The sequence below is a fragment of the Lysobacter fragariae genome, assembly GCF_054779775.1.
The window spans coordinates 58,828-70,598 of sequence record NZ_BAAGXP010000007.1; the positions used below are offsets into that span (position 1 = coordinate 58,828).

Annotated in this window: 13 protein-coding genes; 4 read left to right on the forward strand and 9 right to left on the reverse strand. The window is 64.1% G+C overall.

What is annotated here, in order from left to right:
- Positions 1–420: 420 nt before the first annotated feature.
- The 4 genes from ACYVD7_RS09180 to ACYVD7_RS09195 all read left to right on the forward strand — a co-directional run bounded on the left by ACYVD7_RS09180 (position 421) and on the right by ACYVD7_RS09195 (position 2,710).
- The gene (locus ACYVD7_RS09180) at positions 421–951 is read left to right on the forward strand and encodes a phage tail protein (protein WP_460762018.1); all 531 of its coding nucleotides are present in this window, start codon (positions 421–423) and stop codon (positions 949–951) included.
- A gap of 44 nt (positions 952–995) precedes the next feature.
- Positions 996–1,526, forward strand: a complete 531-nt coding sequence (locus ACYVD7_RS09185) for a phage tail protein (RefSeq protein WP_460762021.1) — start codon at positions 996–998, stop codon at positions 1,524–1,526.
- Between the two features lie 63 nt (positions 1,527–1,589).
- Positions 1,590–2,120, forward strand: coding sequence for a phage tail protein (locus ACYVD7_RS09190; RefSeq protein ID WP_460762024.1), 531 nt, complete (start codon positions 1,590–1,592; stop codon positions 2,118–2,120).
- 2 nt (positions 2,121–2,122) lie between these two features.
- Positions 2,123–2,710, forward strand: a complete 588-nt coding sequence (locus ACYVD7_RS09195; protein ID WP_460762026.1) for a GNAT family N-acetyltransferase — start codon at positions 2,123–2,125, stop codon at positions 2,708–2,710.
- Positions 2,711–2,737: 27 nt separating this feature from the next.
- Here ACYVD7_RS09195 and ACYVD7_RS09200 read toward each other — a convergent pair whose 3' ends face one another.
- From ACYVD7_RS09200 to ACYVD7_RS09240, 9 genes are all read right to left on the reverse strand, one after another.
- The gene (locus tag ACYVD7_RS09200; protein ID WP_460762029.1) at positions 2,738–3,028 is read right to left on the reverse strand and encodes a DUF6916 family protein; all 291 of its coding nucleotides are present in this window, start codon (positions 3,026–3,028) and stop codon (positions 2,738–2,740) included.
- A 74-nt stretch (positions 3,029–3,102) separates the two neighbouring features.
- Positions 3,103–4,392 carry an argininosuccinate lyase gene (argH, locus tag ACYVD7_RS09205; RefSeq protein ID WP_460762031.1) on the reverse strand — a complete coding sequence of 430 codons (1,290 nt, stop codon included), beginning with the start codon at positions 4,390–4,392 and terminating at the stop codon, positions 3,103–3,105.
- A 97-nt stretch (positions 4,393–4,489) separates the two neighbouring features.
- Positions 4,490–5,449, reverse strand: coding sequence for an N-acetyl-gamma-glutamyl-phosphate reductase (argC, locus tag ACYVD7_RS09210; protein WP_460762034.1), 960 nt, complete (start codon positions 5,447–5,449; stop codon positions 4,490–4,492).
- Positions 5,442–6,053 carry a GNAT family N-acetyltransferase gene (locus ACYVD7_RS09215; RefSeq protein ID WP_460762037.1) on the reverse strand — a complete coding sequence of 204 codons (612 nt, stop codon included), beginning with the start codon at positions 6,051–6,053 and terminating at the stop codon, positions 5,442–5,444. Before ACYVD7_RS09215 ends, argC begins: the two co-directional genes overlap by 8 nt.
- Position 6,054: 1 nt before the next feature.
- Positions 6,055–7,362, reverse strand: a complete 1,308-nt coding sequence (locus ACYVD7_RS09220; protein ID WP_460762040.1) for an acetylglutamate kinase — start codon at positions 7,360–7,362, stop codon at positions 6,055–6,057.
- 112 nt (positions 7,363–7,474) lie between these two features.
- A complete protein-coding gene (locus tag ACYVD7_RS09225) occupies positions 7,475–8,560 on the reverse strand; it encodes an acetylornithine deacetylase (RefSeq protein WP_460762043.1) in 1,086 nt (361 codons plus the stop codon).
- A 101-nt stretch (positions 8,561–8,661) separates the two neighbouring features.
- A complete protein-coding gene (locus ACYVD7_RS09230; RefSeq protein WP_460762046.1) occupies positions 8,662–9,855 on the reverse strand; it encodes an argininosuccinate synthase in 1,194 nt (397 codons plus the stop codon).
- A 75-nt stretch (positions 9,856–9,930) separates the two neighbouring features.
- Positions 9,931–10,950, reverse strand: a complete 1,020-nt coding sequence (locus ACYVD7_RS09235) for an N-acetylornithine carbamoyltransferase (RefSeq protein WP_460762048.1) — start codon at positions 10,948–10,950, stop codon at positions 9,931–9,933.
- A 337-nt stretch (positions 10,951–11,287) separates the two neighbouring features.
- The gene (locus ACYVD7_RS09240) at positions 11,288–11,746 is read right to left on the reverse strand and encodes a hypothetical protein (RefSeq protein ID WP_460762051.1); all 459 of its coding nucleotides are present in this window, start codon (positions 11,744–11,746) and stop codon (positions 11,288–11,290) included.
- Between the last annotated feature and the right edge of the window lie 25 nt (positions 11,747–11,771).

The window sequence follows — 11,771 nt, forward strand, 5'->3', positions numbered from 1 at the left end:
GTGTTGCTCGTGGTGTCCACGCTCGCGAAAGCAGACACGCCATTTTTCAGGCTACAGATCGCAGCCCTGCCCCGCACCCCCGAAACCAGGGGTGCCACGCGTGGTCGCCCTTACCGGCAACCGCGATCGATATTTACTTGCTTACCGTATTCCCCGCCCATCCAATGGCTCCTGGCGATGTCTTGTGACCCGCCGTCGCACCGGTGATGTCCCGGTGGATGACTGTCCGTGTCTCGTGAGGCCGGTCGGTTTTGGCCGGACTGCTCTGTGGGAACGGATTCAAGCAGCAAATCAGGCCAATGGATAGTGCAACCTCGAAAACCCGGGAAGTGACCAAATGCGCCTATTGCCAATTGCCGGAACGTGGCAGACAGTCGCAACCGCGCTCCAGGCGGTGGCGCCTCAACCAGAGGACGGACAATGAGTGAATACTTCATCGGGCAGATCATGCTCACGGGGTTCGGTTTCGCGCCAAAATATTTCGCGCTCTGCAACGGACAGTTGCTGCCGATTGCCCAGAACCAGGCGTTGTTTTCGCTGCTTGGCACGCAGTTCGGCGGAAACGGAACTACCAACTTCGCCCTGCCCAACATGATGAGCCGCGTTCCGGTCGGAGCTGGCTTCTCATCGGTGGATCCCGGCTGGCAACCAAGCCAGGTCTCGATGGGTGAGGTCGGCGGCGTGGAGAACGTCACCCTCAACCAGACCAACCTGCCTGCGCACACCCACCAGTTCCAGGGCACCGCTTCCGCAGGGACCTCCCGTAACCCAGCCGGAAAAATCTACGGAACCAGCACCGCTGCGATCTACGCATCGCCCGGGGCCACCGTCCCGCTGGATCCTTCGACAGTAGCTCCGGCGGGCGGCACACAGCCGCACAGCAACATACAGCCGTACGAGACGATCAACTTCACCATCGCGCTTCAGGGCATCTTCCCATCGCGCAACTGATGCGCGCCCTGTCGTTCCGACCACATCCTTTCTGGAGTTGAATCATGAGCCAACCCTTCGTCGGAGAGATCCGGTTGTTCGGTTTTTCCCGTGTTCCCAATGGCTGGCAGGCGTGCGATGGCAGCCTCCTGTCGATCGCGGAGTACGAAGTCCTGTTCACCCTGCTCGGTACCACCTACGGCGGTGATGGGCAAACCACGTTCGCCGTGCCCGACATGCGCGGCCGCTTGCCGGTACACCAAGGCCAAGGACCTGGACTGAGCAACTACGTCATTGGCCAGTCCTCAGGCACCGAGACGGTGACGCTGCTGGGCACGCAGATGCCAGCGCATTCGCACTCGATGGTGGCTACCAGCGCGGCCGCGTCGGCAACCGCGCCCGCATCCAATCTGCTGCTTGGCGCACCCAGCGGCGACGCGATGTACGTGACCAACCTGACCGGGGCTACTCCTGTCTTGATGTCGCCGCAGTCGACATCGAACGCCGGCGGCACCCAGCCACACGACAACCTGATGCCGACACTAACGGTGCAGTTCTGCATTGCCTGGGCGGGAATCTACCCGTCGCAGGGCTGACCGTCGTTGCATTGCCAGCCGCGCCTTCATGGCGCGCTTGCACCCACCTCAAGGAGCATCACCGTGACCGAACCCTTCATTGGCGAAATCCAGCTGTTCGGCTTCAACTTCGCGCCACGCGGATGGGCCTTCTGCAATGGCGCCACCCTGGCCATCCAGCAGAACACCGCCCTGTTCTCTCTGCTCGGCACGCAGTACGGCGGCAACGGCCAGACCACGTTCCAGTTGCCCAACCTGGCCGCGCGTTCGGCCTGCAACCAGGGCCAGGGGCCAGGGCTCACTCCGCGCAGCATTGGCGAAACGTTCGGGACAAGCACCGTCACCTTGACGACCAACGAGATCCCATCCCACCAGCATCCCTTGCAGTTGTACGCACAGAACAATCCGTCGTACCGCGCCAGTGTTCCGGCGGCGGGGAATGCCGTGAGCAATCCGGGCACCACCTCGCCCTTCGTTCTCAGCGGCACGCCAGCCGGGTTCAGCCCGACTGCCATCGGACCTGCCGGTAACGGCCAGCCACACGTGAATACCCAGCCCTACCTTGGCGTGAACTTCTCGATCGCGCTGCAAGGCATCTTCCCCTCGTTCCCTTAACCATGGTCACGACGCCGCCACTGCTTGCGTTCCCCGTGAACGGTGGCGTCGACCTTTCGGTTCCCGAAGCACTGGCGGCGCAGGCGTTCTGCCTGCGCCCCGCCATCTCATCCGACCTGCCTTTCCTCCGGGATCTCTATGCCGGCACGCGCGAACGCGAGCTCGCGCAGACAGGATGGCCGGTCGCCGCGCGACGCGCCTTCGTCGACAGCCAGTTCGCGCTCCAGCACCAGCACTACGTCCACCACTATCCGCAAGCGGATTTCCTGGTGCTGGAACAACGCGGCCGTGCCGTGGGCCGCTACTACCTCGACCGCTGGGTGCAGCCACCAGGCGAGGATGCAACCGGCCCGTCGGGCTACTTCCTGCTGGTCGACATCACGATCTCCCCGGCACTGCGAGGCCGCGGCATCGGCACGGCACTAATCCGCCACAGCCAGCTACAGGCGTCCGCCGCAGGCGTGGGCATGCAACTGCACGTGTACCACCACAACCCCGACGCCCGCCGGCTCTATCAACGGCTGGGATTTGTCATCGTGGCGGACGAAGGCCCCTGCCAGCGCATGCACTGGCCCGACGACTCGGCCTGAGTCGTCAACCCGGCCTTAGGGCAGGAATCAATTGAACACGGCCTGGTACAGGAAACCCTCGCGTTCGCGTGCCACGGGCACGAGGAATATCCCGACATCGCCGATGCGCGGATGCCGCATCCGGTAGATCTGCTGCGGAAAAAGGAACGACGAGGAATTACGGAACAGCAGCGAGAACGGTGCGCGCGCGCCAATGATCTGCGGCGCCTGCATCGCACGGGCTTCCACCAGTACGAAGGGAACTTCGCCATCGTTCAACGCCGCGGGGAACGTTTCGTTGACGTGGCTGGCGAAGTCGTCGAGTGTCAGCAGATCCATGTGCGCTCCTTGGGGAGCGCACATCGTCGTCGTCCCGGCAGCCTGGCGCAAGCATCCCGCTGCACCGGATCAGATCACGCCAAGACGGCAAGACGGTCGCGCAGGACTTCCAGGCGCAGGTCAGCCGCGCCACCGGGCGAAACACGCGCTTCCAGGCTGCGCTGCGGATCACCCTGCTCCCATCGCGTGGGGTCAGCGGCCTGCCGGTAAGCGTCGCGGAACGGCATCCCTTCACGCGCGAGGTCCACGGCTAGGTCCGTCGCGTACATCGACGGATCCAGCGCGGCGCGCATCGCATCGGTCTTCCACTCGAGGTTACGCAGGAGGTCCGGCAGGAGCTCCAACGCGCCCAGGCCACGATTGAAGGCGTGGAAGATCGCCCCCTTCGAGAACTGCAGGTCGCGGTGGTATCCCGATGGCAACGACAGCAGCTGCTCGATTTCCGTACGCGCGGCGGCGGCGGCGGAATAGGTCGCGCGCATCAGTTCGATCACGTCGGGGTTGCGCTTGTTCGGCATGATCGAGCTGCCGGTCGTGTACTGCGCAGGCAAGGCGACGAAACCGAACTCCGCGCTGGTGAACAAGCTCAGGTCCCATGCAAGGCGGCGCAGGTCCAGCAGCGCCGAGGACAGCGCGTCGATCGCCGCCATCTCGAATTTCCCGCGCGACAGCTGCGCATAGGCCGCGGACACCTGCATGCGACCGAAGCCCAGCGCCTGTGTGGTGTGGTCGCGGGCCAGCGGCAGGTTGACCCCGTAGCCTGCGGCGCTTCCGAGCGGGTTCGCATCCACCCACGCGAGCGTGTCGCGTGCGCGCACGGCGTCGTCGATGAAACCTTCTGCCCACGCAGCCCACCACATGCCCGCGGACGACACCACCGCGCGCTGCAGGTGCGTGTAACCGGGCAATGGCAAGGTGCTTTCGGCCTGGGCACGGGCCAGCGCGACTTCCGCGGATTCCCGACACAAAGCGGCGACACGCGCCAACCGATCCTTCAGCCACAGGCGGGTGGCGACGAGGATCTGGTCGTTGCGGCTGCGCCCGGTGTGGATCCGGCGACCGGCGTCGCCCAGGCGTTCGATCAGGCGCGATTCGATGGCGGAATGGCAGTCTTCGAAGCGCTCGTCCAGCGCGAAGCGGCCCTCGCGGTAGTCGTCAGACAACGCGGCCAGTTCGCGCTTGATGCCATCGAGCTCGTCCGCGCCGAGGATGCCGATCTGCTGCAGGCCTTCGGCGTGCGCGCGGCTGGCTTCGATGTCGAACAGGAAGAATTCGCGATCGAGGATCACATCCTCGCCAGCAAGGAATTGCTGGATGCGCGCGTCGACTTTGACGCCGGGTTTTTGCCAGAGCAGATCGGACATCGTTTACTCCTTATCTCCTCGCCCGTCCTCGCGGACGCAGCGATGGATCTGTCATTCGTTGCGAACCGCAGTCCCCACCCAATGATCGGGATGCGTCCTACAGCGGAATACCTGCGACTTCCTCGAACCCGAAAGCCAGGTTGAGGTTCTGCAGCGCCTGTGTCGCTGCACCCTTGAGCAGATTGTCTTCGGTCGAAACCACCACCAGCCGACGACCATCGTCCGACAGCGTGAACCCGCCGATATCCACGTGGTGCGCATTGGCAATTGCGCTCACCCACGGCGCGTCCTCGGCCACGCGCACCAGCGGCTCGCCGGCATAGCGGGATCGATAGCGCGCGACCACTTCGTCGCGGGTGAATGCGTGCCCCAAGTGCAGGTTAGCCGTAATGGTGAGTCCACGAAAATGCGGCGCGACATGCGGCATGAATTCGACGGAATGGCCAAGTTGGCGCGTCACCTCGCGCTCGTGCACGTGACCCGTGAGCGCGTAGGGCATCAGGTTGTCGCGCAGCTTGTCCGGATCGTTCTTGTCGGATGGCGCGGTGCCTGCGCCCGAATAGCCGGACACTCCGAAGCACTGCACCGCTCCTTCCAGCGCGTCGAGCATGGGCGCGATCGCCAGCTGCATCGCCGTCGCATAGCAACCGGGGTTGCTTATCCGGCGTTGGCCTTCGTACCGGCTGCGAGTCAGTTCCGGCAAACCGTAGTACCAGTTGTCGTCGAAGCGATAGTCCGCGGACAGGTCGATCGCGATGGTGTCTGGCGCCACCGCGTCGAGTGCCGCGACGAATGGCGCCGCTTTTCCGTTCGGCAGCGCCAGTACCAGCGCATCGACTCCCTGCCCCGCTGCGACGTCGGGGCCGTAGGCGACGTAAGGCAAGTCGCCGTCGTAGCCCGCCTCGTGATCGCGAAGCAACTGACCTTGACGCTCGCGCGAGGAAACAAACGCGAGCTCAAACTGCGGATGAGCCGCAACTAGGCGGATCAGTTCCGATCCGACGTACCCGCGGGCGCCCACGATGCCGATGCGCTTGATGGTGGATGTCTCAGCCATGCTGGCTCAACCTTCCCTGCAGGTTCACCTTCACCGCCGGCCATTCGTTTTCGAGAATCGAGAAGACCACGGTGTCGCGCAGCGTGCCGTCGCGGTGGCGCATGTGGTTGCGCAGTACGCCATCCTGCCTGGCGCCCAGGCGCGCGATCGCCGTGCGCGAGGCGAGGTTGAACCAGCTGGTCTCGAACCCGACCGCTGCGCACCCCATTGTCTCGAAGGCGTGCCCGAGCAACAGCAGCTTGGCCTGCGTGTTGAGCCCGGTCCGCTGCACGCGCGTGGCGTACCAGGTGTATCCGATGGCCAGACGCGGCACCTTGCGGTCCAGCTGGTAGTAGCGCGTGGTGCCGACGACATCGCCCGCCGCGTCGCGCACGACGAACACCAGCACTTCGCCACGCGATTGCGCGGCCAGGGCACCTTCGATGTACTCCTCGACCGCTTCCGGCCGAGGCACGCTGGTGTACCAGAGTTCCCACAGGCGGCCCTCGGCCAGCGCCGCACGCAATCCGTCCGCGTGTTCGCGGCGCAGCGGTTCCAAGGCCACGTGTGCGCCGCGCAGTGTCGGCGTCTGACTCCATGCATCAATGGCAGGTTCTGCGCTCACGTCAGTCCTTCAGGGTCGCGGGCCGCGAGCGGCAATGTTCGACGCAATGGGCGATCTCGGCAAAGCCTTCCAGTCCGTACCAGAACACTTTCCACTTCTCTTCCTTGATGCAGCCGTCGCTCTCGGCGAAATAGAAGCCATTGACCGGATTGCCACGGCGCGAACGCCAGAACAGTCGCGGATTCTCATCGCGCATCACCTGCCACACGGCGCGGCCGAGACCTTCACCTTGCGCCTCATCAAGGACCGCGAACTTATCGAGGTACGTGTAGCCACCCTCATCGGTGAGGATCACCGCCGCGCGGTAGTTTTCGCTGACATAGGCGCGATGCAGTTTCGTGCGACCGAAGTAATCCGGGAGCAAAATGCGACCGAAGGCGGATTCGATCAGGCCACGCAGGCGATCGAGGTCCAACTGGTCCCAGCGATCCACGCTGATCACGCGCTCGCCCCGACGCACCAGCGTGCCGGAGCCGCGATGGGTGAACAGTTCCTTCGCCAGCTCGGCGGGTCGGGTGATGGAGACCGACGACGAGAGCGGCAACACGTCCAGCAGGTCCTTGATCTGCTCGATCTTCACCTTCATGCCACCGTTGATCCACGGCTGCGCGATCAGGTGCTCGTACTCGGTCGACAGGTTGATCGAATCGATCACCTTGCCGTGTTCGTCGAGCAACCCGCCGGTGCCGGTCAGGAATACGATCTTGTAGGGCTGGAGCGTCTTGATCAGCTCGTTCGCCGCCCAGTCGGCGTTGACGTTGACGATCTGGCCTTCGCCGGTTTCCGCAAGCGACGCAATGACCGGGATCGAGCCGACCTTGATCGCGGCCTGGATGCCATCCGTATCGACCCGCGTGACCTTGCCCACCAGTTCGTAGACGTTGCGATCGAGGAAATCAGCTTCGAACACGCCCGACTGGATCGATGTCGCCCGCACGCCCTGCGCCTGCAATGCCTCGACCAGCTTGAGATTTTCCTCGCGCATCACACGGCGCACCACCGCGAGCACAGGCCCATCGGTGACACGCAGATTGTTGACCGTGCGCTTCTCGATGCCAGCTTTCTTCATTTCCTCGTCGAGCTGCGGACCGGCGCCGTGCACGACGATTGGCGTCAAGCCAACCTGCTGCAGGAACGCGAGCGAAGACACCAGCGCATCCATGTCGTCGCGCAGCACGGCGCCACCCACCTTGACGATGGCGAAGCGGGACGCGTCCACTTGCGAGAAGCGCTTGAGGTATTGCTGGATCTCCTTCGCGCTGGCCATGTTGGACAGCAGTCGGACGATCGTGTTGCGCATATCGGTCATTGTCAGTCGGGACTCAGCGTGCGGATGTGCAGCGGATCGGAAGTACCCCCCGATCGCCCGTGAGGACGGTCTGGGGGGAAGTCGTCGCGTGTTGCAGATGGGCGTTCATCGATCAATGCTCCAGCAGGCGTTGGTAGTTGGCGGTTGCAGTCGCGAGCTGGTCGAACGCGACCCACTCGTCGGCGGTATGGGCCTGGGCGATGTCACCCGGACCGTAAACAATTGCGGTAAGGCCAGCTGCAGAGAACAGCGAGGCCTCGGTCCAGAAGTCGACGGCATTGCCGATGGGCAGGTCCAGAGCATCGGCCAGGTCGCGCGCCTCGAGGCGACGCTGCTCGGCACGTGCGACGTCGCCAGCCGGCAGCGGCGGACCATTGAACGTTTCGTTGTAGCTCTCGATGGCCGCGCCGCCTGGCAACGCACGGAACAGGTCGTGCATGGCTTCGATCGACATCGAAGGCAGCGGACGGAAGCCAAAGCGCACCTCGGCACTCGGCGCGATCATGTTGGCCTTGATGCCACCCTCGATGCGTCCGATGTTGAAACGCAGGCCGGTGAGTCCGCCGAAGCGCTGATGCGCCTGCGATTCGACGTGGTCCAACGCGGCGCCACCCCAGCGCACGGCCTGGTGCAACGCGCTGGCCTGCATCGCATTCGCGCCGGACGCATGTCCCGCTTGGCCGCGGAACCGCATCTGCACCGAGCTGATGCCACGATGCGCGAGCACTGCTTCACACAGGGTTGGTTCGGCGACAATGGCTTCGCGGAATCCGTGTGCCTGCGCGAGGAAGCCCGCGATGCAGCGAGCGTCGTTGGCTTCTTCGTCGGTACTGAACAGGAAAGCCGCATCGCCCTTCGTCACTGCCGCCGCCGCGAGCAATCCAGCGGCCGCGCCCTTGATGTCGCAGGCACCCAGACCGATGGCGCGGTCATCGGTAACGCGCAGCTTGTGCGGATCGGCGCTCCACGCTTCCGACGAAGGCACGGTGTCGAGATGCACGTTGAACAGGCGCGTCGGATTTCCGCGTACCGCCAGCAGCGATACCGCGCCAGCGCCGAAGTCGGTCACTTCGACGCGGAAACCCTCGAGCTGCGAACGCAGGTAGTCGAAGATTCCGCCCGTGCCGATGTCGCGCGGCGGATTGCGGGTATCGAAGGACACCAGGGCTTCCAGGTGCTTCAGTACGATGTCGAGCATTTCGTCCTCATGTGTTGTCATCCTCGGCGCTGCGAAGGATCTGCTTCACGGCGCACAACGGTCCGGCCAATGGAAAAGCGACCTCTCTGCGAAGCGAGAGTTCAGCGATTCACCTCGGCCCACAGCGTGCTGCTCATGCCGAACAGCTTGATGAAACCTTCTGCTTCCGCGACGCCCCAATCCGCGGCCTGTGCATAGGTCGCGCCCTTGGCGTTGAGGATGTGCCTGGATTCGATGGCGATCGCGCTGACCGTTCCGCCCTGCGTTTCCAGCACGACATCACCGGTGACGGTGGATTGGCTGGAGGCCAGGAACGCTTCCAGATCGGTCTTGAGCGGATCGTGGAAGAAGCCTTCGTACACCAGCTCCACCCATTTGCGTGCGACGTCGGGCTTGAAGCGGTTCTGCTGCTTGCTCAACACCGTCTCTTCCAGCGCGCGATGCGCGGTGAGCAGAGCGATCAGGCCCGGCGCTTCGAAGATGATGCGCCCCTTGAGGCCGATGGTCGTGTCGCCGGTGTAGATGCCGCGGCCGACGCCATAAGACGCGAACAACGCATTGAGCTTCGCGAGGAGCTTGTGGCCTTCGATCTTCTCGCCGTCGAGGGTCACGGCCTCGCCGTTGACGAAGCCGACCTTCACCTGCAACGCCTGCGACGGCCATTCGGCGCGCGGCTTGCACCAGCCGCGGGCGCCCTCGCCCGGTGCCTGCCAGCGGTCGATCTCGCCACCGGACATGGTCAGGCCCAGCAGGTTCTCGTTGATCGTGTAGGCCTTCTGCTTGGCGCGTACGCCGAAGCCGCGTTCTTCCAGGTACTTCTGCTCGTAAGCGCGGACCTCGGTGTGTTCTTTCTGGATCTCGCGGATCGGCGCGATGATTTCGTAGTCACCCAGTGCCTTCACGGCAAGGTCGAAGCGCACCTGGTCGTTGCCCATGCCGGTGCAACCATGCGCAATGGCCTTCGTGCCGAGTTCCGCGCAACGCTTCAGCGCCGCATCGACGATCAGGTAGCGATCGGACACCAGCAGCGGGTACTGGCCCTGGTAGCCCTCGCCCGCCCACACGAACGGCTTGACGAAGCCCTCCCAGATCGCCGGGCCGCCATCGACGGTGACATGCGAGGCCACGCCCAGTTCCGCGGCGCGCTGTTCGATGAAGGCGCGTTCTTCGGCATCCACGCCACCGGTGTCGGCGAACACGGTATGCACGTTCCAGCCGCGTTCCTGCAGGTAGGGAACGCAGAAGCTGGTGTCGAGGCCGCCGGAGAAGGCGAGGACGATGTCTTTGCTGGTCATTTTGTTTCTCGCGGGACGGGTCTTGACCCGTCGCTTTGTGGGAATGGTTTGTGGAACGGCGGGTTAAAACCCGCCCTACGACACCAATGCCGCCATGATCGCCTTCTGCACGTGCAGGCGATTCTCGGCTTCGTTGATGGCAATGCATTGCGGCGAATCCATCACCGCGTCGGTGGCTTTCACATTGCGGCGCAGCGGCAGGCAATGACTGAAGACGCCGTTGTTGGTCAGCGCCATCTTGGCCTCGTCGACCATGAAATGCTTGAACTGATCGCGGATCGGCTTTTCAGGAGCCCAGTTGCCGAAGAACGGCAGCGCGCCCCAGCTCTTGGCGTAAACGACATCGGCGCCGCGGTAGGCGCTCTCGATGTCGTGGCTCACGTTGAGCGAGCCGCCATTCTCGGCGACGTTCTGCTCGGCCCAGCCCATGTAGCGCTCGTCAAGGATGTAGTCCGGCGTCGGGCACAGCAGGGTCACGTCCATGCCCATGCGCGTAGCGATCGTCAGCGCGGAATTCGCGACTGCGGTGTTGAGCGGCTTGGGATGGTAGGTCCAGGTGAGAACGTACTTTTTTCCACGAAGGTCGGTGGTGCCGAAGTGCTCCTGCAGCGCGAGGATGTGCGCCAGCTCCTGGCACGGATGGGTGATCGTTTCCATGTTGATCACCGGCACCGGCGAGTACTTGGCGAACGACTTCAGCACGATGTCTTCGCGGTCGTACTTCCAGTCGATGAACTTCGGGAACGCGCGAACGCCGATCAGGTCGACGTAGCGGCCCAGCACCCGCGCGACTTCCGCGATGTGCTCTTCGGTGTCTCCATCCATCACCGTGCCGAGGTTGAACTCGATCGGCCAGGCATCCTTGCCCGGTTGCAGCACGATCGCGTGGCCGCCCAACTGAAAGGCACCCAGCTCGAAGCTGGTACGGGTGCGCATGGAAGGATTGAAGAACACCAGCGCGATCGACTTGCCCTTGAGCTCATCGCCAACCTTGCTGCCTTTGAAGATCGAGGCCTGTGTCAGCAGGGCGTCCAGGTCCGGGCGGGACCAGTCCTGGGTATTCAGGAAATGCCGGTGGTGGGGCTTGGCTTGCATCGCGGTCTCCAAGAAACAATCAGGGATGTCGCTGGGCCGAAAAGCAAAAAAGCCCAGCGCGAAGGCTGGGCTTTTCGTGTGTCATGCCATCGTGCGTATGGCGTGCAGCACCGTTACCCGGCCAGAGATGGCGGCAACGGTCGGCGCGCGCGCGAGGTCATGCCCGCCGCCATCCAGGCGGAGGTCATCACGTCAGCGGCGGCGCAGGTGGACTTCATGAGGGCGCGAATGCTCGCATGCATGGGAGGGTGGCGCAACCCCGGACTCATGGCGATCCGGAATCAGCAGGATGGGGCATGGCAGGCCAGCTGTCTCGACTCAGGCCAGGGGGCCTGAATCAAGGCGCGGTGGTCAGCACGCCAGGAACGGCCGGGGTGACCGCAAAGCGGATCCGCAGGCGATCGCCGGGGTCATCGGCCAGGCGCGAGCGGAACTTGGCGCCCCGGTAGACGTAGTCGACGTCGTAGGCGATAGGCCGGCGGAACTCACGCTCCACCGCCACCGTGCGGCAGTTGGTGGCGGGCGCCTGCTTCTGTTCCTGCTGGCGACGCAGGACATCCTTGAGCGCGCCCACGGCCCTCGATACCGCGCCTGCCGGTTTCTGCTCGACCGGGTCGCAGCGCTGCTCTATCCGGGTGGCGGTGAGGGTCTGGTAGACCGGCGTCACCCGCAACACCTGGGCGTAGTCGAATCGGACGTTCTCGGCCTGGAGGATGGTGTGCTGCTGCGCACCCGCCGCGCCGGCCCACAGGGCCAAACCGATCAGCAAGGTTGCCAGCAACAGGGATCGCATCATCGAAGCACTCATCCAGTCCGGCGTG

Coding starts and splice junctions, on each gene's coding strand:
- ACYVD7_RS09180 (WP_460762018.1), top strand. CDS start 421: ATGAGTGAATACTTCATCGGGCAGATCATGCTCACGGGGTTCGGTTTC.
- ACYVD7_RS09185 (WP_460762021.1), top strand. CDS start 996: ATGAGCCAACCCTTCGTCGGAGAGATCCGGTTGTTCGGTTTTTCCCGT.
- ACYVD7_RS09195 (WP_460762026.1), top strand. CDS start 2,123: ATGGTCACGACGCCGCCACTGCTTGCGTTCCCCGTGAACGGTGGCGTC.
- ACYVD7_RS09200 (WP_460762029.1), bottom strand. CDS start 3,028: ATGGATCTGCTGACACTCGACGACTTCGCCAGCCACGTCAACGAAACG.
- argH (WP_460762031.1), bottom strand. CDS start 4,392: ATGTCCGATCTGCTCTGGCAAAAACCCGGCGTCAAAGTCGACGCGCGC.
- argC (WP_460762034.1), bottom strand. CDS start 5,449: ATGGCTGAGACATCCACCATCAAGCGCATCGGCATCGTGGGCGCCCGC.
- ACYVD7_RS09220 (WP_460762040.1), bottom strand. CDS start 7,362: ATGACCGATATGCGCAACACGATCGTCCGACTGCTGTCCAACATGGCC.
- ACYVD7_RS09225 (WP_460762043.1), bottom strand. CDS start 8,560: ATGCTCGACATCGTACTGAAGCACCTGGAAGCCCTGGTGTCCTTCGAT.
- ACYVD7_RS09230 (WP_460762046.1), bottom strand. CDS start 9,855: ATGACCAGCAAAGACATCGTCCTCGCCTTCTCCGGCGGCCTCGACACC.
- ACYVD7_RS09235 (WP_460762048.1), bottom strand. CDS start 10,950: ATGCAAGCCAAGCCCCACCACCGGCATTTCCTGAATACCCAGGACTGG.
- ACYVD7_RS09240 (WP_460762051.1), bottom strand. CDS start 11,746: ATGATGCGATCCCTGTTGCTGGCAACCTTGCTGATCGGTTTGGCCCTG.